Annotated in this window: 20 protein-coding genes; 16 read left to right on the plus strand and 4 right to left on the minus strand. The window is 63.2% G+C overall.

The features are described from left to right. Positions 1-169: 169 nt before the first annotated feature. From NKI69_RS16875 to NKI69_RS16890, 4 genes are read right to left on the minus strand one after another with little or no spacing between them, the layout of a single operon-like run. Entirely contained in the window at positions 170-1,210 is a 1,041-nt protein-coding gene (locus tag NKI69_RS16875; RefSeq protein WP_023808729.1) for a heme-dependent oxidative N-demethylase family protein, read from the minus strand. Positions 1,211-1,219: 9 nt separating this feature from the next. Then, a complete protein-coding gene (locus tag NKI69_RS16880; protein ID WP_023808730.1) occupies positions 1,220-2,185 on the minus strand; it encodes a PDR/VanB family oxidoreductase in 966 nt (321 codons plus the stop codon). Next, positions 2,182-2,778: a dimethylamine monooxygenase subunit DmmA family protein gene (locus NKI69_RS16885; RefSeq protein WP_352722110.1), complete on the minus strand. Its 597-nt coding sequence runs from the start codon at positions 2,776-2,778 to the stop codon at positions 2,182-2,184. The genes NKI69_RS16880 and NKI69_RS16885 overlap by 4 nt, the downstream gene beginning before the upstream one ends. Positions 2,779-2,819: 41 nt before the next feature. Then, positions 2,820-3,953 carry an aminomethyl transferase family protein gene (locus tag NKI69_RS16890; protein WP_023808732.1) on the minus strand — a complete coding sequence of 378 codons (1,134 nt, stop codon included), beginning with the start codon at positions 3,951-3,953 and terminating at the stop codon, positions 2,820-2,822. A 286-nt stretch (positions 3,954-4,239) separates the two neighbouring features. Here NKI69_RS16890 and NKI69_RS16895 point away from each other — a divergent pair, with 286 nt between their 5' ends. The 16 genes from NKI69_RS16895 to NKI69_RS16970 all read left to right on the plus strand — a co-directional run bounded on the left by NKI69_RS16895 (position 4,240) and on the right by NKI69_RS16970 (position 21,819). Continuing rightward, complete coding sequence (locus NKI69_RS16895) at positions 4,240-4,527, plus strand: hypothetical protein (protein ID WP_023808733.1); 288 nt, start codon at positions 4,240-4,242, stop codon at positions 4,525-4,527. 12 nt (positions 4,528-4,539) lie between these two features. Then, positions 4,540-4,917 (plus strand): hypothetical protein, encoded by a 378-nt coding sequence (locus tag NKI69_RS16900; protein WP_023808734.1) that lies wholly within the window; start codon positions 4,540-4,542, stop codon positions 4,915-4,917. A 36-nt stretch (positions 4,918-4,953) separates the two neighbouring features. Then, complete coding sequence (locus NKI69_RS16905) at positions 4,954-5,115, plus strand: hypothetical protein (RefSeq protein WP_013532900.1); 162 nt, start codon at positions 4,954-4,956, stop codon at positions 5,113-5,115. Positions 5,116-5,129: 14 nt separating this feature from the next. Then, on the plus strand, positions 5,130-6,533 hold the full coding sequence (locus tag NKI69_RS16910) for an APC family permease (protein WP_023808735.1): 1,404 nt from the start codon (positions 5,130-5,132) through the stop codon (positions 6,531-6,533). Positions 6,534-6,578: 45 nt separating this feature from the next. Then, a complete protein-coding gene (locus tag NKI69_RS16915; protein WP_023808736.1) occupies positions 6,579-7,268 on the plus strand; it encodes a hypothetical protein in 690 nt (229 codons plus the stop codon). Further along, positions 7,265-7,588, plus strand: coding sequence for a hypothetical protein (locus tag NKI69_RS16920; protein ID WP_023808737.1), 324 nt, complete (start codon positions 7,265-7,267; stop codon positions 7,586-7,588). The genes NKI69_RS16915 and NKI69_RS16920 overlap by 4 nt, the downstream gene beginning before the upstream one ends. A gap of 102 nt (positions 7,589-7,690) precedes the next feature. After that, complete coding sequence (locus tag NKI69_RS16925) at positions 7,691-8,587, plus strand: class II glutamine amidotransferase (RefSeq protein WP_023808738.1); 897 nt, start codon at positions 7,691-7,693, stop codon at positions 8,585-8,587. Between the two features lie 4 nt (positions 8,588-8,591). Further along, the gene (locus tag NKI69_RS16930; protein WP_128302431.1) at positions 8,592-9,317 is read left to right on the plus strand and encodes a GltB/FmdC/FwdC-like GXGXG domain-containing protein; all 726 of its coding nucleotides are present in this window, start codon (positions 8,592-8,594) and stop codon (positions 9,315-9,317) included. A gap of 6 nt (positions 9,318-9,323) precedes the next feature. Further along, positions 9,324-10,652 carry an FMN-binding glutamate synthase family protein gene (locus tag NKI69_RS16935; RefSeq protein ID WP_023808740.1) on the plus strand — a complete coding sequence of 443 codons (1,329 nt, stop codon included), beginning with the start codon at positions 9,324-9,326 and terminating at the stop codon, positions 10,650-10,652. Between the two features lie 63 nt (positions 10,653-10,715). After that, entirely contained in the window at positions 10,716-12,023 is a 1,308-nt protein-coding gene (gene glnT, locus NKI69_RS16940) for a type III glutamate--ammonia ligase (protein ID WP_023808741.1), read from the plus strand. 36 nt (positions 12,024-12,059) lie between these two features. After that, entirely contained in the window at positions 12,060-13,313 is a 1,254-nt protein-coding gene (locus NKI69_RS16945; protein ID WP_127270293.1) for a sarcosine oxidase subunit beta family protein, read from the plus strand. A gap of 17 nt (positions 13,314-13,330) precedes the next feature. Continuing rightward, positions 13,331-13,606 (plus strand): sarcosine oxidase subunit delta, encoded by a 276-nt coding sequence (locus tag NKI69_RS16950; protein ID WP_128302428.1) that lies wholly within the window; start codon positions 13,331-13,333, stop codon positions 13,604-13,606. Further along, a complete protein-coding gene (locus NKI69_RS16955) occupies positions 13,606-16,587 on the plus strand; it encodes a sarcosine oxidase subunit alpha (RefSeq protein WP_352722114.1) in 2,982 nt (993 codons plus the stop codon). Before NKI69_RS16950 ends, NKI69_RS16955 begins: the two co-directional genes overlap by 1 nt. Further along, the gene (locus NKI69_RS16960; protein ID WP_023808744.1) at positions 16,580-17,209 is read left to right on the plus strand and encodes a sarcosine oxidase subunit gamma; all 630 of its coding nucleotides are present in this window, start codon (positions 16,580-16,582) and stop codon (positions 17,207-17,209) included. The genes NKI69_RS16955 and NKI69_RS16960 overlap by 8 nt, the downstream gene beginning before the upstream one ends. Before the next feature lie 142 nt (positions 17,210-17,351). Then, complete coding sequence (locus tag NKI69_RS16965; protein ID WP_352440037.1) at positions 17,352-19,721, plus strand: trimethylamine N-oxide demethylase; 2,370 nt, start codon at positions 17,352-17,354, stop codon at positions 19,719-19,721. Between the two features lie 388 nt (positions 19,722-20,109). Further along, positions 20,110-21,819 carry a trimethylamine N-oxide permease gene (locus NKI69_RS16970; RefSeq protein WP_128302425.1) on the plus strand — a complete coding sequence of 570 codons (1,710 nt, stop codon included), beginning with the start codon at positions 20,110-20,112 and terminating at the stop codon, positions 21,817-21,819. Positions 21,820-21,871: the final 52 nt, after the last annotated feature.

The raw sequence follows: 21,871 nt of genomic DNA on the forward strand, positions 1-21,871 counted from the left end.
CCCCTCCATCACCACACCGCCCCGCGCGGGGCCCCCCAACACAACCCCCCCGACCCGGCCCCCCCCCCCCGGGGGGGTGCTCCCCCCCCCACCTCTCCCCCGATCGACGGGGTAGAGGAAGGGAGCGAAACCGTCCCGCCGGGCTCCTTTCTTTCTCTCCCAGCAGGCTCTAATCCGGCCCAAAGCCCGAACTTGTCGCACTCCCATCATCCAGCTTCGACAGCCACTCGACCAACGCCGGACGATAGCGCGTCAGGCCCTTGTAGTTGGCGAGTTCGTCGGGCAGGTCGCGGATGACGCGGTGCAGGCGCCGTGCCCATTTCGGCTGCGTCACCAATTCGTCCATCTTGATCAGATAGCAGCGGATCGGGAAGACGATGCCGTTGGAGCGCGGCAGGCGCCAGAAACTCTGCAACTCGACACGCAGATGCACCTTGTCGCCGACATTCTCCGGCGTCACCGTCGCCCGGTCCGGCCCCCATTTGTGGTAATTCTCCGGGCTGGTGTCGAGGCGCGGGTTGATGGTCATCGTCCAGTTCAGGCGCCGCGCCGGCTTGCCCTGCTGGATGTTGGTGAGGAATTTCAGCGCCCTGACGAAAATCCCCTTCTCATGCGCCAGCGGCACCGGCGCATGCCATTCGAAGAAGTTCATGCCGATGTCGAAATCGAGCGACCAGTCGGCCTGGGTGGTGACCATGCCGGCATCCATCCACAGATTGCCGTCGCGCTGGTCGAGGATGCAGAAATCACCCTGGCTCTGCCGGGTGATGTATTCCATCGGGCCGTAAGGCAACGTCGAGGTGTCGCCGAAAGTGAAGGTGTCGTCGATACCGAGCGGCCGGTTGATCCAGCGCCAGCGATCGCCGTCGCGGGTCAGCGTGAAATGCTCGGGATAGCCCAGCGCCTGCTGCTCCATTAGCAATTCGAGCAGGTCCCAGCCGGCCAGCGTCATGTGCGGCAGCGACTGGCAGCGCAGCGGATCCTCAGCCAGGACCAGCGCGCGGTCCTGCATCTCGGCGACATAGTGCTCGTCGACGTCGATCAGGTTTTCCAGCACGCTGCCCCTGGGTCCGACGACATGCGGCTCGATGTTGACCGCATACATGTAGGCGTCTTCGTGGAACGGGAACGGAAACCGCCTTATGTGCTCGGGGCTGTTCTTGAAGGTGAAGTCGTCGCGGAACGTTTCCTTGCGAAAGGTAATGCCCATGATTTTCTCCTACCGTTCCAGGACCAGCGACCGGCCTTCGAAGCGCGACACGCACGGCATGATCTTCTTGCCCGAACGGTGCTCTTCCTCGCTTAGCCAGTGGTCGTTGTGGATGAACTTGCCGTCGCAAGAGATGACGTTGGTTTCGCACTGGCCGCAGACGCCGCCGCGGCAGAGGTAAGGCGGATCGACGCCGGCCGCCTCGATCGCTTCCAAGAGGCTCTGCTGTTCGTCGACGCGGATCGCCTTGCCGCTGACGGCAAGCGTCACGTCGAACGGCAGCCCGGGCTGGGGTGCCGCGAAATGCTCGAAATGCACGGTCTCCGGCGGCCAGCCCAAGGCAGCAGCCCGATCGCGCACCCAGTTGATCATGCCGGCCGGGCCGCAGACATAGAGATGCGTGCCGAGCGGCTGCGTCGACAGCAACCGGTCGAGTCCGATGCGCTCGTCGAGGTCATCATGATAGAGCCTGACCCTGCGGTCGTAGCGCGCGCGCAGCACATCCGCATAGGTGCCGAGCGATGCGGTGCGGACGGTGTAATGCAGTTCGAAATTGCCGCCCTCCGCCGCCAGCTGCGCGGTCTGCGCCATGAACGGCGTGATGCCGATGCCGCCGGCCAGCATCAGATGCTTTTTGGCGCGCAGGTCGAGCGAGAACAGGTTGACCGGATAGCTGACCACCATCTCCATGCCGGGCTTGACGCTCCGGTGCATGAACAGCGAGCCGCCGCGCCCGACATCGTCACGGCGCACCGAGATCGTGTATTCGCGCGTATCGAGTGGCGAGCCCATCAGCGAATAGGGATTGAGCCGGGTCCGTTCGCCATCGCGCATTTCAACGACAACGTGCGCGCCGCCGGAAAATGTCGGCAACAGGTTGCCGTCGCGCCGGCGGAAATGGAAGCGGCTGACCAGGTCGTTGACCGGGACGACATCGCTGACAACGACGTCTAGCTTAGTGGTGCCGGTGCTCATCGGAAAATCTCCTCCATCGGAGGAATTTCGCTGCGATCTTCCGCATTGATGCAGACGCCCTGGAAGGCTGCGATGCGCCTGGAATAATGGTCGCGCACCAGAAGCAGCAGGCCGCAATGCGCGCAGGTCGCCGGCTGCGTCGTGACATTCTCGGTGATGCCCTTGCAGTGGACGCATTGCATGCGCCGCGCCAGCGAGCCGCGGTGCTCGGTCTGGATCGAGGTGTGGTCGATGCCGGCTTCAAGCGCCACCTGCATCGCCTGGCCGATCAGGCCCTCGGTGCCCGAGAGATAGAGGCGCAGGCCCATATGCGCGTTGGCCAGTGTCTGCCGGAGCCGTGGCAACAGGCTGGCAAAGGACGGCGCCTGGTGGAACTGTGCCAGCTTCAACGCTTCGAGCGCGACGGTGTGTTTGCCGTCCGGCCCAGGAATGAAGACGACTTCGGCGTCGTCGAAAAACCTGGGGGGCGCCCTCCCGGCCATCTCCGCTATTGCCAGCGCCCCTTCCGCGTCCGCGATGAAAAGATGATGCTTGCCGGGTTGCGGAGACAAAGTTCCGTAAACCGGCCGGCTGATGATGCTTTTGGCTGCCATTTATGCCTTCGTGCCTCGAACCCCTCGCCGTTGACTATGCCTCAACCTTTCGCGGTGCGCTTGGTCTTCTTGGGATCGTCGAATGGCAGTGGCTGCGCCGTCGCCTTGATGGCACCGCTCTTGTTGCGGATTTCGAGCTTGGTGTCCTTGACCGCGCAGTCGACGTCGAGTCGGGCGATGCCCATCGATTTCTCGACCAGCGGCGAATACATGGCGCAGGTCACCACGCCGACCTTTTTGCCGTCGCGATAGACCGGCGCGCCTTCATCGGCCGGCTCCTTACCGTCGAGCAGGACGCCATAGATCTTGAAGCGCTCCTTGCCCTTCAGACGATAGTGCTCCTCGGCACCGCGAAAGCCGGTCTTGCCAGGGCTGACGGTGAAGTCGAGGCCGAGTTCCCAAAGCGTGTCGCCTGGGCCTTCGTTCTCAAACGGATATTTTTGGGAGTTGTCATAGGGGTAGAAGAGCAGATAACTTTCGACGCGCAGCATGTCGAGCGTGGTGAAGCGGCACGGAATGATGCCGGCGCTCTTGCCCTCGTCGAGGATCCTGTCCCAGATCGTGCCGGCATCCTGGCCGCGGCAGAAGATCTCGTAGCCGCGCTCGCCGGTATAGCCGGTGCGCGAGATCATCACCGGAAGACCGAACAGCTGCGTCTGCATGTGATGGAAATAGTTGAGGTCGCGAATACCCGGCACGTGCTTGGCCAGATAGTCGACCGCTGTCGGACCCTGCAGCGACAGATCGTGCAGATTGTCGTCGAAGCGCAGCGAGACGTCGCGTCCTACCGAAGCACGCTGCAACTCCTCATGGCCGGTGCCCGAACCATGCACGACCATCCATGCATTGGGGCCGGTGCGGTAGAGGATGCAATCGTCGGTGAATTTCCCCGCCTCGTTCAGCATGCAGGCATAGGCCGACTTGCCGGGATAGATCTTTTCGACATCGCGCGTCGTCGCCAGGTCGATCAGGTGTGAGGCATGCGGCCCGGTGATATGGACTTTCTTGAGGCCGGAGACATCCATCAGACCAGCCTTGGTGCGGATGGCGATGTACTCCTCGTCGGCATCCTTGTCGTAGGTCCAGGCGGTTCCCATGCCGCTCCAGTCTTCGAGCTTCGAACCGAGCGCGCGATGGCGATCCGCCAGGGTCGAAAATCTCCAGGATGCCGTCATCCGCTCGTCCTCCGTTTCGATAATGCTCTGCTGTTCCCTGCCCCCTGCGCAGCGGCGGGAGCTTTGGCCGAATATTGATCGCAAACCTCCGGGCGCCGCAATACCCATAAGCAATTAATTTCATTCTCAGGCAAAATCCGTTGCGCCAAGCAAACGGTTAACCCCGCGTAAATCGCGCTTGACAATTGCGGGATTCAGACAGAACTTATGAAAAAAATTTCACTCTGCTGAAAGAGGACGGCGGACGGGAGATTCGGAACCGGACGGCGGAAAAGGGGAGAAACCGATGTCAGACATGCAGCAGCGCATCGAAGCGCTGTACCGTTCCGACCTGCGCGGAGCCGCGCTCCTGATCGTCTGCCTGTGGGCGACGATCCTCTTCGTCCTCCTCATGACATGGCCCTACATCCCGCACAGCGGCATCAAGGCCGTCGTCGCGATCGCCGCCGCCGCCGTGCTGATCTTCAACACCGCGGCCATCCTGGCGATGGTCAAGCACTACAAGGAAGACAAGGAATTCATTTACGGGCTCGACATCAAGAACGCCGACGCGTTCAGCAACCGCAAGTCCTGAGGGGTAGAAGAGATGTCCCGCTACACGCCGCCGGAGCAAAGCAAGGCCGGGCAGGTTTTCGACATCGCCGTCGTCGTCGTCGCCATTTTCGTGGCACTGTGGCTACCGCTCAAGCTGGGCCTCGCCGGCGCGGCGAAATCCATCGACGCGCTCGACGCCAAGACCTGGGAAGCGCTAGGCCAGAACCCGACCATGGCGTCTATCTGGGAAAAGCTCGGCTATACGCCCGAGACCGCGCACGACATCATCCAGAACCGCTTCCACTATGTCATCGACTGGCCGACGCTGATCATCATGGCGGCGGTGCTGATCGGTTATTTCATCTTCCTGTTTCGTGCATCAGACCGCGAATACCGCGACGTCATCAACGAAAAATTCGACGACAAGTAAGAGTTCTTAGGACGATCTAATTCGGGGGACACGATCATGTGGGTGGCACTCTCTTACGCATGCTGGGGCATCTCGATCGTGCTCGCTTTGTGGATGCTCTACGACTGGTTCAAGGTCGACACGACCTTCTCCGAAGAGGTGCTGACCTCCTCGCGCGAAGGCGAACTGGAAGCCACTTCCGAAAAACACCGGATCTGAGTGAGGATTGAACAATGACGATCGCACTTGAACCGGCTGCCCCGGCTGCCCAAGGGGACAGAGTTTCACTCCTGCGCGTGCTCGGACCGGCCCATGTCTGGGCGCTCGGCGTCGGCATCGTCCTGGTCGGCGAATTCACCGGCTGGAATTTCTCGGCCGACAAGGGTGGCGCACTGGCCGCGCTGATCGTCTGCTGGGTCGTGGGATTGCTCTACACCTCGGTCGCCATGATCGATTCCGAGGTGACATCGACCGTGGCCGCCGCCGGCGGCCAGTATGCGCAGGCAAAGCACATCGTCGGACCGCTGATGGCGTTCAACGTCGCGCTGTTCCTGGTCTTTGCCTACACCATGCTCGAAGTGTCCGACGCCATCCTGCTCGGCGACACCATCGTCGCCAAGGCCGGCGTCGAAGGGCTCACCCACAATTCCTTCATCGCCGCGACCATCGTCGTGCTGGCGTGGCTGAACTATCGCGGCGTGCTGATGACGCTCAACGTCAACTTCGTCATCACAGCAGTCGCCTATATCTCGATTGTCATCCTGTTCTTTTCGGTCAGCCCGTGGACGCAAGGCGCCGTGCTGAAGCTGAACGAGTTGGTCACTCCCGGCAATGCGCTCCCCTATGGCTGGATCGGCGTCATCGCCGCCTTCCAGTTCGGCATCTGGTACTATCTCGGCATCGAGGGCACCACACAGGCCGCCGAGGAAGTGCGCTCGCCGGCCCGCTCGCTGCCTTACGGCACCATGGCCGGCATGATCACGCTTTTGATCGCAGCCGCCATGACCTGGTATGTCTGCGCCTCGATGATGCCATGGGAATATCTCGGCATCACCTATTATCCGCTGTGGGACGCCGGCAAACTGACTGGCAGCCCGCTGCTCGAGAACCTGTTGTTCGTCGCCACGCTGCTTGCTGCAATGGCCTCCGCCAATGGCTGCATCAACGATGCGGCGCGCGCCTGGTTCTCGCTCGGCCGCGACCGCTATCTGCCGACATGGTTCTCGGCCGTGCATCCGAGATATCGCACGCCCTATCGTTCGATCCTGTTCCTGCTGCCGATCGCGCTGGCCTTCGCCTTCATCGCCGACCTCAACCAGGCGATCACCTTCTCGATCCTGTCGGGCGTGCTGCAATATACCTTCATGAGCATCAACATCATCATGTTCCGCAAGAAGTGGCCGCTGGGCTCGATCCGGCGCGGCTACACGCACCCCTTCCACCCGATCCCGGCCATCGTGCTGTTTTGCCTGTGCGTGGTGACCTTCTTCGCCATCTTCCTCGGCTTCGGCTCGCAGCTGATCGCCATGGTCGCCTTCTATTTCCTGATCTCGCTGTGGTTCCATTTCTATCGCTACAAATTCGTGCGGCGCGGCGACCAATTCACCATGCCGTGGCCAAAGCCGCAGGGTTATTGATGGGAGTAGGCCCGTCCGGATCCCGGGCGGGCCTGGCATGAGAAAATGTCCGAGGTGACATCAGCACTGCTGGCCGGGGCCATTGTCCTGGCTGTCGTCCTCCACCTTGCCTGGCAGGCGCGTGCCAGCCACAGCAGGGCGTCGATGGCGCTCGCCGTCGAGCAGGGCCGCATCCGCACAGTCATCGCCGACGCTGCCAATGTTTCGGATGGCACCGCCGGCGTCATCACCTGGGAAGGATCCTGGAACGGCAAACGTGTCCAGGTGCGCACCATCGTCGATACGCTGGCGACGCGAAAACTGCCGGCGCGCTGGCTCAGTGTTTCGATCACCGAAGAGGTCGCGGTGCCGGCGACGTTCGACATGATGATGCGGCCGGGATCGCCGACGACCTTCTCCAATTTCGATCATCTCGAGCACACGCTGCCGAAGAGCTCAGCATTTCCGGCTGAGGCCGTGTTGCGGACCGATCGCAGGGGCGTCCACTTCCCACTGGAGACCATCGCCGGCCACCTCGGGATTTTTTCCGAAGGGCGCGCCAAGGAACTGCTGATCACCCCGAAAGGGGTACGCATCGTGTGGCTGCTGGCCGAAGCCGAACGGGCGCGTTATGGCGTCTTTCGGCAGGCCGAATTCGGCGACGCCACACTCGATCCCGCGCTGATCGAAAGACTGCTGGTGTCGGTGTCGGCGCTTCGCGACGCCATCAACAAAAGCGAACGGCAGGCCGCATGACCATTCCCACCACTGCACCCACCAACCCCTATCTGGTTCTCGGCGCCGCAATCGTGTTGCCGGGAAGCGGGCATGTCATTCTCGGCGTGCCGGTGCGCGGCCTGCAGTTCCTTTTCTTCATGGTGATCCTGGCATGGGTGACGGCCAAGATCGCACCGTCGGATGCCAGCTTTGTCGGCCGTCACGCCGGCGGCTTCCTGATCTATGCCTTGTCGATTCTCGACGCCTACAAGATCGCTCGCATCCGCACCGCGAAATGGGTTCACACTGCCCGGCGAGACGGCGACAGTGCGCAGAGCGGCATTGAGCCGCATAGGTAACTAGAGGAATATTTTTTTCATATGATTGAATTAGTGCAGCTCATTCGATACATCGTCTCTTAGCTACAAACGATCTCTTAGCTACAAACATCGGAGGCTGACATGTGTGGAATTGTCGGACTGTTTTTGAAGGACAAGTCGCTGGAGCCCCAGCTTGGCGCGATGCTGTCGCAGATGCTGATCTCGCTCAGCGATCGCGGTCCCGACAGCGCCGGCATTGCCATCTATGGCGCGCCTTCCAAAAATGAGGCCAAGATCACCATCCAGTCGGCCAAGCCGGACCGCGATTTCCGCGGCCTCGAGGCGGAGCTCGCCAAGGCCATCGGCACGCCGGTGACGATCGCGGTGAAATCCACCCATGCGGTCGTCAGGACCACGCCCGCCAAGATCGATGAAGCGCGCGAAACCATCCAGACGCTGCGCCCCGACATCCGCATCATGGGCGCCGGCGACGTTGTCGAGATCTACAAGGAAGTCGGCCTGCCCGAGGCGGTCGTCGATCGCTTCGATGTCCGCAAGATGACCGGCACGCATGGCATTGGTCATACCCGGATGGCGACGGAATCGGCTGTGACGACAATGGGCGCGCATCCGTTCTCGACCGGCGCCGACCAGTGCCTTGTGCACAATGGCTCGCTGTCGAACCACAACAATGTCCGCCGCGAGTTGATCCGCGAAGGCATGAAATTCGAAACCGAGAACGACACTGAAGTGGCCGCCGCCTATCTCTCGTCGCAGATGGCGCATGGCAAGAATCTCGGTGAGGCGCTGGAAGGCACGCTCTCCGACCTCGACGGCTTCTTCACCTTTGTCGTCGGCACCAAGAACGGTTTTGGCGTGGTGCGCGACCCGATCGCCTGCAAGCCCGCCGTGATGGCGGAAACCGACCAGTATGTCGCCTTCGGCTCGGAATATCGCGCGCTGACCAAACTGCCTGGCATAGACAATGCGAGGGTCTGGGAACCCGAACCCGCAACCGTCTATTTCTGGGAGCATTGAATTCATGCCGGCAACCACGCTTTCAAAGACGGCAGCACACGACCCTCGGGTCTTCGATCTCGACCAATTGTCGCTGCGTGAACTCAACCAGGCGCTGCACAATCTGGCTCCCGGCTCGAACGAAACGGCATGGGAAGTGCTGAACCCGAAAGGCAGCCATTCGGTCGCCGTCGGCGTCGACCAGCCTGTTGCCATCGATGTGCGCGGCAGCGTCGGCTATTATTGCGGCGGCATGAATTCCGGCAGCACCATCACCGTGCACGGCTCGGCGGGTCCCGGCGTCGGCGAGAACATGATGTCGGGCTCGATCACCATCAAAGGCGACGCCAGCCAGTATGCCGGCGCCACCGGCAAGGGCGGCCTGCTGGTCATCGAAGGCAATGCGTCGTCGCGCTGCGGCATTTCGATGAAGGGCATCGACATCGTCGTGCACGGCAATATCGGCCACATGTCGGCCTTCATGGCGCAGTCGGGCAATCTGGTGGTGCTGGGCGATGCCGGCGACGCGCTGGGCGATTCCATCTACGAGGCGCGTCTCTTCGTGCGCGGCAAGGTCGACAGCCTGGGTGCCGACTGTATCGCCAAGGAGATGCGGGCCGAGCATCTGGAATTGCTGCAAGGCCTGCTCGACCGTGCCGGCGTCACCGGCGTCAAGCCGGCGGAGTTCAAGCGCTACGGCTCGGCGCGTACCCTCTACAATTTCAATATCGACAACGCCGACGCGTATTGAGGCAGCATGACCTATCGCAACCCGCCGACGACGCCGCGCAAATCCGCGACCTTCGACGACTACACGCTTTCCGAGATCCGCCGCGCCGCGGCGACCGGCATCTATGATATCCGTGGCGCCGGCGCCAAGCGCAAGCTGCCGCATTTCGACGACCTCCTGTTCCTCGGCGCCTCGATCTCGCGCTATCCGCTCGAAGGCTACCGCGAGCGCTGCGACACATCAGTCGTGCTCGGTTCACGCCATGCCAAGAAGCCGATCGAGCTGAAGATCCCGATCACCATCGCCGGCATGAGCTTCGGCTCGCTGTCGGGGCCCGCCAAGGAAGCGCTCGGGCGCGGCGCCACACTGTCGGGCACCTCGACCACCACCGGCGATGGCGGCATGACCGAGGAAGAGCGCGGCCATTCCAAGCAGCTGGTCTATCAATACCTGCCGTCGCGCTATGGCATGAACCTGCGCGATCTGCGCCGTGCCGATGCGATCGAAGTCGTCGTCGGCCAGGGCGCCAAGCCGGGTGGCGGCGGCATGCTGCTTGGCCAGAAGATTTCCGACCGCGTCGCCGAAATGCGCACGCTGCCGAAGGGCATCGACCAGCGCTCGGCCTCGCGCCATCCGGACTGGACGGGTCCCGACGATCTCGAGATCAAGATCCTCGAATTGCGCGAAATCACAGACTGGGAAAAGCCGATCTACGTCAAGGTCGGCGGTGCCCGGCCCTATTACGATACCGCGCTTGCGGTGAAGGCCGGCGCCGATGTCGTCGTCGTCGACGGCATGCAGGGCGGCACCGCAGCCACCCAGGAAGTGTTCATCGAAAATGTCGGCATGCCGACGCTTGCCTGCATCAGGCCGGCGGTGCAGGCGCTGCAGGATCTCGGCATGCACCGCAAGGTGCAGCTGATCGTCTCCGGCGGCATCCGCAACGGCGCCGATGTCGCCAAGGCGCTGGCGCTCGGCGTCGACGCGGTCTCGATCGGCACGGCCGCCCTTGTCGCGCTCGGCGACAACGATCCCCGCTGGGAGGCGGAGTATAACGAGCTCGGCACCACGGCCGGCGCCTATGACGACTGGCACGAGGGGCGCGACCCCGCAGGCATCACCACGCAGGACCCCGAACTGATGAAGCGGGTCGACCCGGTGGCCGCCGGACGCCGGCTGGCGAACTACCTCAAGGTGATGACGCTGGAAGCGCAGACCATCGCCCGTGCCTGCGGCAAGAACAGCCTGCACAATCTGGAACCCGAGGACCTCGTCGCGCTGACGATCGAGGCAGCCGCCATGGCCGGCGTACCGCTGGCCGGCACCAACTGGATACCGGGGAAGAACGGCTTCTAATCAATGAAGGGCCGAAGCCCACACGCTCTGGGGCCACAATCGACAAAAAAATGGGGAACTTCCGTGACAGTTGATCTTGCTGAATTCGCAAGGGCGAAAAACGTCAAATATTTCATGATTTCCTACACTGACCTGTTCAGTGGCCAGCGTGCCAAGCTGGTGCCGGCGCAAGCCATCGCCGACATGCAGAAGGATGGCGCCGGCTTTGCCGGTTTCGCCACCTGGCTTGATCTGACGCCGGCGCATCCCGACATGCTGGCGGTGCCGGACCCGGACTCGGTGATCCAGCTGCCGTGGAAGCCGGAGGTCGCCTGGGTCGCCGCCAACTGCATCATGGACGACAAGGAGGTCGACCAGGCGCCGCGCAACACGCTGAATCGGCTGATCGCGGAAGCCGCCAGCGACGGCATGCACGTCAAGACCGGCGTCGAGGCCGAGTTCTTCCTGATCTCGCCGGACGGCAAGACGATTTCCGACGAATACGACACGGCCTCAAAGCCCTGCTACGACCAGCAAGCGGTGATGCGCCGCTACGACGTCATCGCCGAGATCTGCGACCACATGCTGGCGCTCGGCTGGGGCGCCTACCAGAACGACCACGAGGATGCCAACGGCCAATTCGAGATGAACTGGGCCTTCGACGACGCGCTGGCGACCGCCGACAAGCACTCGTTCTTCAAATTCATGGTCAAGTCGATCGCCGAGAAGCACGGCCTGCGCGCGACGTTCATGCCCAAACCCTTCCAGGGCCTGACCGGCAATGGCTGCCATGCCCATATCTCGGTCTGGGACAAATCGGGCAAGACCAACGTCTTCGCCGACAATGCGATGGAGCTTGGCCTGTCGGCCAAGGGCCGGAATTTCCTCGGCGGCATCATGAAGCATGCTTCCGCGCTTGCCGCGATCACCAACCCGACGGTCAATTCCTACAAGCGCATCAATGCGCCGCGCACCATTTCGGGCGCCACCTGGGCGCCGAACACGGTGACCTGGACCGGCAACAACCGCACCCACATGGTGCGCGTGCCCGGCCCCGGCCGCTTCGAACTGCGGCTGCCGGATGGTGCTGCCAACCCTTATCTGCTGCAGGCGGTTATCATCGCCGCCGGCCTCGACGGCATCCGCTCGAAGGCAGATCCCGGCAAGCGCTACGACATCGACATGTACCAGCATGGGCACACGGTGAAGGGCGCGCCAAAACTGCCGCTCAATCTGCTCGACGCGCTGCGCGAGTTCGACAAGGACAAATCGCTCAAGGCGGCGCTGGGTGAGGAATTCTCGTCGGCCTACCTAAAGCTGAAGCACCAGGAATGGAATTCCTATGCTTCGCACTTCACGCAATGGGAGCGCGACCACACGCTGGATATCTGACCACCAGCGCGGTGCGAGCGACCTCGGAATGAACTGATGAAATATTCGATCTTCTCGCTCGCCCGTGCTGCCCTCTCCGGCCACAAGAACTGGCAACGCACCTGGCGCGACGCCACGCCGAAGGATCGCTACGATGTGGTGATCATCGGCGGTGGCGGCCATGGCCTTGCCACCGCCTGGTTTCTCGCCAGCGAGTACGGCATCAAGAATGTTGCCGTGCTCGAAAAAGGCTGGATCGGCTCCGGCAATGCCGGCCGCAACACCACCATCATCCGCTCCAATTACGGCCTGCCAGGCAATACCGGCTTTTACGAATTGTCGATGAAGCTGTGGGAGCGGATGGAGCAGGACCTCAACTACAATGCAATGGTCAGCCAGCGCGGCGTCATCAACCTCTACCACTCCGACGCGCAACGCGACGCTTATGCGCGGCGCGGCAACACCATGCGCATCAACGGCATCGACGCCGAACTGCTCGACCTCGCTGCCGTCAAGAAGATGATACCGTTCCTGAACTTCGACAATGCGCGCTTTCCCGTGCAAGGCGGGCTGTTGCAGCGACGCGGCGGCACGGCGCGGCACGATGCTGTTGTCTGGGGCTATGCGCATGCGGCGAGCGAACTCGGCGTCGACATCATCCAGAATTGCGAAGTCACCGGCTTCGTCAGGGACGCCAATGGCAAGGTGACCGGCGTCGAGACGTCGCGCGGCAAGATCGGCGCCGGCAAGGTCGGTATGGCTGTTGCCGGAAGTTCATCGCGCGTCGCGGCGATGGCCGGCCTGCGCCTGCCGATCGAAAGCCATGTGCTGCAGGCCTTCGTCTCCGAGGCGATCAAGCCGCTCATCCCTGGTGTCATGACCTTCGGCGCCGGCCATTTCTACGTCAGCCAGTCCGACAAGGGCGGGCTGGTGTTCGGCGGCGACATAGACGGCTACAATTCCTATGCCCAGCGCGGCAACATGCCTGTCATGGAGGACGTCTGCGAGGGCGGCATGGCGCTGATGCCGATGATCGGCCGCGTGCGTCTGCTGCGCCAGTGGGGCGGCATTATGGACATGTCGATGGACGGTTCGCCGATCATCGACAAGACGCCGGTCGACGGGCTCTATCTCAACGCCGGCTGGTGCTATGGCGGCTTCAAGGCGACACCAGGCTCCGGCTTTGTCTTTGCCCACCTTCTGGCCCGCGATGAATCGCACGAAGAGGCCGCACGGTTCCGCCTCGACCGGTTCCGGACTGGCGCCATGATCGACGAAAAGGGCCAGGGCGCCCAACCGAACCTGCATTGAAGGCGGTTTAGAAGAAAATGCGCATTGTCTGTCCCTTCTGCGGCGAACGCGAACTCGGCGAGTTCACCTATCTCGGCGACGCCAAGCCTGTGCGGCCCGAAGCCGGCGCCTCGGAAGACGAGGTCTTCGACTATGTCTATCTGCGCGACAATGTCGCCGGACAGACCAGCGAACACTGGTACCATGGCGGCGGCTGCCGGGCCTGGCTGAAGGTCACCCGCAACTCGCTGACGCACGAGATTTCGTCGGTCGAACCGGCGGCGGGTGCCGGCGCCGCGAAAGTCGGTGCGTGATGGCCGGCGCGCAGACACACCGGCTCGGCAATCGCGGTCTCATCGACCGCTCGGCGCCGCTGAACTTCCGTTTCGACGGCAAGGCTTTCTCCGGCTTCCAGGGCGATACGCTCGCCTCGGCGCTGATCGCCAATGGCGTCAAGCTGGTCGGCCGCTCGTTCAAATACCATCGCCCGCGCGGCATTCTCACCGCCGGTTCGGAAGAACCCAACGCGCTGGTCGAGCTGCGCACCGGCGCACGGCGCGAGCCGAACACCAAGGCGACGACAGCCGAACTCTATGAAGGGCTGGAAGCCGCCAGCCAGAACCGCTGGCCATCGCTGCGCCACGATGTGATGTCGGTGAACCAGCTGTTCGCGCCGATCTTCGTTGCCGGCTTCTACTACAAGACCTTCATGTGGCCGGCGAAATTCTGGGAAGCGATCTACGAGCCGGCGATCCGTCGCGCCGCCGGCCTTGGCCGCGCCGCAGGCGTCGCCGATCCGGACCACTACGACAAGGCATGGGCGCATTGCGATGTGCTGATCGCCGGCTCCGGCCCGGCCGGTCTGGCCGCGGCATTGGCAGCCGGCCGCGCTGGTGCCCGCGTCATCCTGTGCGAAGAGGATTTTGTCCCCGGCGGCCGCCTGCTGTCGGATGGCGGCACGATCGATGGTGTGCCGGCAGCCGAATGGCTGTCGCGGACGCTGACTGAACTGGCTGATATGCCGGATGTCCGCATCATGACCCGCACGGCACTATTCGGCGTCTACGATGGCGGTACCTATGGCGCGATCGAGCGGGTCAACGACCACCTGCCCTCGCCGCCTCAGCATCAGGTGCGCCAGCGGCTGTGGCGGATCGTGGCCAAGCGTTGCGTTGTCGCGGCCGGCGCCATCGAACGGCCGATCGTGTTTGCCGGCAACGACACGCCCGGTGTGATGATGGCGTCCGCCATGCGCACCTATGTCGCGCGCTATGCGGCGACACCGGCGAAGCGCCTCGCGCTGTTCACCAACAATGAGGATGGCTGGCGCACTGTCGAGACGGCACTCGGTGCCGGTCTGCAGATCGCGGCGGTCATCGATGCACGGTCCGAAGTATCGCCGGCGCATCGTTCGCTGGCCTCCAAGGGCGGCTTCCCGGTGCTGCACGGTTCCGTCAGTGGCGTCGATGGCGGCAAGGATGGGGTCAGGAAAATCGCGGTGTCGCTGACCGGCGGCGCGCGCGCCGAAGTCGAAGCCGACGGGCTCGCCGTCTCGGGCGGCTGGAACCCGGCGGTTGGGCTGACCTCCTATCATCGCGGCCGGCCGAAATGGCGTGACGACATTGCCGCCTTCGTGCCCGACGGCGCGCCCTCCGGCATGGTCGCCGCCGGCGCCGCCAATGGCGATTTCGGGCTCGGCGCCTGCCTGAGCCAGGGATTTGCCGCCGGCGCGGCAGCGGCGCGTGACACGGGACATGGCGGCACAGTGGGTACCGCGCCTTCCGCCGACGACGAGGCATTCTCGCTGACGCCGCTCTGGCACGTCGCCGGCAAGGGCAAGGCTTTTGTCGATTACCAGCACGACGTCACCGCCTCTGACATCGAACTGGCGCAACGCGAAGGCTTTGAATCCGTCGAACACCTGAAGCGCTACACGACGCTCGGCATGGCCACCGACCAGGGCAAGACCTCTAATGTCGCCGGCCTTGCCATCATGGCCGCGGTCAGCGGCCGTTCGATCCCCGAGACCGGCACGACGATCTACCGGCCGCCTTACGTGCCGGTCGCCATCGGCGCCTTCGCCGGCCATCACCGCGACGAGACGTTCCATGCGACGCGGCTGACGCCGTCGCACCACTGGGCCGTGGAACAAGGTGCTGTCTTCGTCGACACCGGCCTGTGGAAGCGGGCACAGTGGTACCCCCGCGCGGGCGAGAAGGACTGGCTGGAATCGGTGACCCGCGAGGTCAAGGCGGTGCGCGGTGGCGTCGGCTTCTGCGATGTCTCGACGCTCGGCAAGATCGACGTGCACGGCCCCGATGCCGGCGCCTTCCTGGATCGCGTCTACATCAACACCTTCTCCAGCCTCGCAGTTGGCAAGGCGCGCTATGGGCTGATGCTGCGCGAGGACGGCATCGTCTATGACGACGGCACGACGTCGCGGCTGGCCGAGGACCATTATTTCCTGACCACCACCACGGCCAAGGCCGGGCTGGTGATGCAGCATCTCGAATTCTGCCGCCAGGTGCTGTTCCCGGAGCTCGACGTGCAGCTCACTTCCGTCTCCGACCAGTGGGCGCAATTCTCGATCGCCGGGCCGAAGACACGCGACCTGCTGAGGGAAATCGTCGATCCGACCGAGGACCTTTCCAACGAAGGCTTTCCATTCATGGGCGCGCGCGAAGTAGCACTTCGCGGGGGCCTGAGGGCAAGGCTGTTCCGCATCTCGTTCTCAGGCGAGATGGCTTTCGAGATTTCGGTGCCGGCGCGCTTTGGCGATGCCATGGCGCGCAATTTGATGCTGGCCGGAGCGCCATTCGGCGTGACGCCTTACGGCACCGAGGCGCTCGGTGTCATGCGCGTTGAAAAGGGTCACGTCGCCGGACCGGAACTGAGCGGCACGACGACAGCCGCCGATCTTGGCGTCGGCAAAATGATGTCGACCAAGAAGGATTTCATCGGCCGCGTGATGGCCGGACGCGAGGCACTGATCGCCCCGGATCGCCAGGTCGTGGTCGGCATCAAGCCGACCGACAAGGGCCGCCGCTTGCGCTCTGGCGCGCACATCATCCCGAAGGGTCAGACGCCCGGCCCCGGCAACGACCAGGGCTATGTCACCTCGGTCTGCTTCTCGCCGACGTTGGATCAGTGGATCGGGCTCGCGCTTGTCGAACGCGGCCGCGAGCGCATCGGCGAGATCGTCCACGCGCATGATCCATTGCGCGGCGAAGACTACGATGTCGAACTCTGCAATCCCGTCTTCTACGATCCGGATGGAGGGCGTCAGCGTGGTTGATTTTTCCTGGACTCCCCGCAGTCCGCTTGAAAAAGCGCTTGTCACCGGTGCGCATGGTGCACGCGGTATCGAGGCTGGCGTCTCGCTGACCGAGGTTCGCAATTTTGATCCGATCCAGGTGATGGCGCGGCGCGGCAAAGGAGCCGAACTGGCAAAGGCGACTAGGACCCGCTTCGGCATCGCGGCACCGGATGCGCCGAAGGCGGTACAAACTCCGGATGCCACGCTGATCTGGTCGGGGCCGGATCAGTTCTTGATCCTGTCGAAAAGTGGCAAGCACACGATGTGGACGCTGGCGCCGGCATTCACCGGTCCCGCTTCGCTATCGGACCAGTCGCATGCACGCGCGTTGATCAGCGTTTCCGGAATCCAGGCGCGCGCCATGCTCGCCAAGCTGTCGTCGATCGACCTGCATGCCGCCTCGTTTCCGATTGGTGCCGCTGCTGCGACGTCGATGGACCACACCAGCGTCACGCTCTGGCGCGGGAATGATCGGCCGGATGGCCTGGCGGTGTTCAACCTCCTGGTGTTCGCGACCTTTGCCGAAAGCCTTTGGCATACGATGCTCGACTCGGCTGCGGAGTACGGCGTTACGGTCAGCCATTCCGAGGATTTCGAATAGCGTTTGCGCGCGCCCCACCTTCTCCCTTGGGGGAGAAGGGAAGAAGTGCGCTTCGCCTTGCCAAACGCACGCGCACTGCTATTCTTACCGCTAAAATAATTTCACACACAGGCAAACTTGTTTCTCGAACCGCAAGGCTGAGATGAGCCAGTCGCCCTACCCCGCAATTGCCGCCGGACCGCCGCGGCCGAGCCTCATCCTGAGGCCCGGCCAGATCGCGCTGCCGCCGGGCATGGAGCGTTATACGATCCATGGCAATGGCGCGGTGCTCATCGATATCATGGCCGGCGACACGATCACCGTGCGCAATGTCGAGGGTGGCCAGGCCTGCGAGTTGCTGGCCTGGGACAGGACCGGCGCGACCGATCCCGGCATTTTCGGTGAAGCATCGGACAGCAACGCTGCCGGCATCAAGGCGCTGCTCATAGAGGACGACGACAGCCTCGCATCGCTACGGAGCGGGCTCGCGCGCCGGCAGGTGCAGCTTGACCATGCCAAGGCGGTGCGGGTGTTCGGCGCCACTACGCCTGCCGGTACAGAACAAACATTCACGGTCACGCGTGACGGCTCGATGCTGATTGCGGCCCCCGGCGGGCCGATGCTGGTCGACGGTCACGACACGGCGACGCCGCTGACCGCCATCGTTCGCCGCGCCACGATCCGCCCGGCGGCGAAATCGCTGTTGGCGGACCCGCTGGCCGACCCGGTGCTCGATTTGCGTGTCCATTCGGCGACGGCGGAGGCCTATTTCGTCAAGGCCGGTGACTATCTGCAGATCATCGATGTCGACGGCCGCCAGTGCACCGACTTCCAGTGCTTTTCGGCGCGCAAGCTGGACAGGGGACTGGATCATCCGCTCGACGTGACGACAACGCGCACGCTGATGGGTGCGAGCTACCCGATGCCCGGCCTGCATTCCAAATACTATGACCAGGACATGGAGCCGCTGGTCGAGGTGGTGCAGGACACATGCGGTCGGCACGACGCCTTCGCGCTCGCCTGCGCCGCCAAATATTACGACGACATCGGCTATCCCGGCCACACCAACTGCTCTGAGAACTTTAATCGCGCGTTGTTGGACAAAGGCGTCACGCCCCGCGCCGGCTGGATGGCGATCAACTTCTTCTTCAACACCGCGATCGACGCGCATGGCGTCATGGTGTCCGACGAGCCGTGGTCGCGGGCGGGCGACTACGTGCTGCTGCGGGCGCTCACCGACATCGTCTGCGTTTCCTCCGCCTGCCCCGACGACACGACGCCGGCCAATGGCTGGAACCCGACCGACATCCATGTGCGGACCTATTCCGGCCAGCACAAATTCTCGCGAGCGATCGCCAGACGCATGACGCCCGATTCGGAACCGAAAATGACCCGCGAGACAGCTTTTCATTCGAGCTTTGCCAAGCACACCCGCAACTTCGGCGAGTACAGGGGCTATTGGCTGGCCAATTCCTTCGCCAAGGACGGGCCGATCGCCGAATACTGGGCCTGCCGGCAGGACGCGGTGATCATGGACCTGTCGCCGCTGCGCAAGTTCGAGGTTACCGGTCCGGATTCCGAAGCGCTGCTGCAATACACGCTGACCCGCGAGGTCAAGAAGCTGGGCGTCGGCCAGGTGGTCTACTCGGCGATGTGCTACGAGCATGGCGGCATGGTCGACGACGGCACCCTGCTGCGGCTCGGCAAGGACAATTTCCGCTGGGTCGGCGGCGACGATCTGTCCGGCGAATGGCTGCGCGAGACGGCCGCCAAGCTGGGTCTCAACGTGCTGGTGCGCTCGTCGACCGACCAGATGCACAATGTCGCCGTGCAGGGTCCGAAGAGCCGCGACATCCTGCGAGAAGTGATCTGGACTTCGCCATTGCAGCCATCGATCGACGAACTCGAATGGTTCCGCTTCGCCGTCGCCCGCATTGGTGGCGGCAACGGCATTCCGGTCGTGGTCTCGCGCACCGGCTATACCGGCGAGCTCGGCTACGAGATCTGGTGCCATCCGCGCGACGCCGAAAAAGTGTTCGACGCCATCTGGGAAGCCGGCCAGTCGCATGGACTGAAGCCGATGGGGCTGCAGGCGCTGGACATGGTGCGCATCGAGGCCGGGCTGATCTTCGCCGGCTACGAATTCTCCGACCAGACCGACCCGTTCGAGGCCGGCATCGGCTTCACCGTGCCGCTGAAGAGCAAGACCGACGATTTCATCGGCCGCGAAGCGCTGATCCGCCGCAAGGAGCACCCGCAGACGAAGCTGGTCGGCCTCGACATCGAGGCCAATGTCGACGTCGGCCATGGCGATTGCGTGCATGTCGGCCGCGCCCAGATCGGCGTGGTCACGTCGGGCATGCGTTCTCCGATGCTGAACAAGACCATCGCGCTGGCCAGGCTCGACGTCACCCATTCAGCTGTCGGTACCGAGGTCGAGATCGGCAAGCTCGACGGCCATGCCAAGCGGCTGCCGGCGCGCGTCGTCGCCTTCGCCCACTACGATCCGCAAAAGACCAAACCACGCTCCTGACGGCCTTCCTCCCAAGACAGTGAGGCCGTGCTGGCAGTTCGTGATAGGAATTTTTTCTTGACCTGCTGAGGGCAGCTATGCTACATATTCGTCCATGGTGCTGATTTGCGCCGCGACCCGCCTCCGGCGGGTTTTTCGTTTCCAGACCCCTGGTCCTTTTCCGAACAATCCTGCCCGCCAGTGTGAAGCTGACATGTTTCGCAAGCGGGATGTGCACGGCGCGACAATTCGCTTGACCTGAAAGCGCACCGGATCAATCTTCACTGTTAAGAAAAAAATACGACTGAGTGGAAACACCGGCAGTCGAACAATGCATGCGTCGATGGTGAAGCCTCGCGAAGCCGCGGCGGTCACGAACGGGGAACATCAAAATGGGGAACAAAGACATATGAGCACGATAGTGACTGTCCTGGAGCCGCTTGCCGAAGGCAAGTTGCACCGAAATATCGACTGGCGCGGCGCCTTCTGGGTGGCGAGCGGTGTGCCTGCCCTCGTCCTGTTCTCGATCGGCGGCATTGCCGGCACGACCGGCACGCTGGCCTTCGCGATCTGGATCTTCTCCATGATCATGGGCTTCCTGCAATCCTTCACCTATGCCGAAATCGCCGGCCTGTTTCCGAACAAGTCGGGCGGCGCGTCGATCTACGGCGCCACCGCATGGCTGCGCTATTCCAAGTTCATCGCGCCGCTGTCGGTGTGGTGCAACTGGTTCGCCTGGTCGCCGGTGCTATCGCTCGGCTGCTCGATCGCCGCCGCCTATATCCTCAACGCGTTGGCGCCGGTGCCGCTGTTCACCGATGCCTCGCCCGAAGTCGTCGCCTATATCGCCGCGCATGCCGGGACGAGTGCCGCCGACGCCATCACGGCGGTGACCGCCGCGGCAACGCCGGTGATCCGCAACTGGACGCTCTACAGCCACACGCTGGGGCCGGTCTCGTTCACCCTCAACGCGACCTTCTTCATCGGTGCGGTGCTGATGCTGATCATCTTCGCCATCCAGCATCGCGGCATCCTCGGCACTGCCAACGTGCAGAAATATATCGGCCTGCTGGTCATCATCCCGATGCTGATCGTCGGCGTGGTGCCGATCGTCACCGGCCAGATCAACTGGGCGAATTTTTCGCCGCTGGTGCCGCTGGCGGCCGCCTATGCGCCCGAACCCGGCGCCTGGAACATTGCCGGCTGGACGCTGGTGCTTGGCGGCATGTTCATCGCCGCCTGGTCGACCTACGGTTTCGAGACCGCCGTCTGCTACACCTCGGAGTTCAAGAACCCGGGCACCGACACGTTCAAGGCGATCTTCTATTCCGGCCTTTTGTGCATGCTGCTGTTCATCCTGGTGCCGTTCACCTTCCAGGGCGTGCTTGGCCTCAACGGCATGCTGGCGACACCGATCGTCGACGGCTCCGGTGTCGCCGACGCGCTGGCCGGCATGGTCGGCGGCGGCGCACTGATCCACAGCCTCTTGGTGATGCTGATGATCCTGGCTCTGGTTCTGTGCATCATGACCGCCATGGCAGGCTCTTCGCGCACGCTCTACCAGGGCTCGGTCGATGGCTGGCTGCCGCGCTATCTCAGCCATGTCAACGAACATGGCGCGCCGACGCGGGCAATGTGGACCGATCTCGTCTTCAACCTGATCGTGCTGGCCATCGCCTCTGCCGACGCGACGAGCTTCTTCTTCATCCTCGCCGTGTCGAACTGCGGCTATATCATCTTCAACTTCCTCAACCTCAACGCCGGCTGGATCCACCGCATCGACAACGGCCATATCGCCCGGCCCTGGAAAGCACCGAGCTGGTTGCTCGGCGTCGGCGCGATCTTCGCCTATGTCAACATGATCTTCATGGGCGCCGGCGCCAAGGTGTGGAACCCGATGGCGCTGTGGGCCGGCCTGATCACCGCGGCCCTGATCATCCCGGTGTTCTGCTTCCGCCACTATATCCAGGACAAGGGCAAGTTCCCCGACCACATGCTGGCCGATCTCGGCATGACGGGGGCCGACCTCTCGGTCAAAAAGGCGGGGATGCTGCCTTATCTGACGCTGGTCGCCGGCGTGGTGGTGATGCTGCTCGCCAACTGGTTCTTCGTCATCTGACCTCGTAAAAGTGAAAAGGACCGGGCGCGCTTCGGCGCGTCCGATCCTTTTC

Source organism: Mesorhizobium sp. M0491 (assembly GCF_040321265.1).
In the GTDB taxonomy this organism is placed as follows: domain Bacteria; phylum Pseudomonadota; class Alphaproteobacteria; order Rhizobiales; family Rhizobiaceae; genus Mesorhizobium.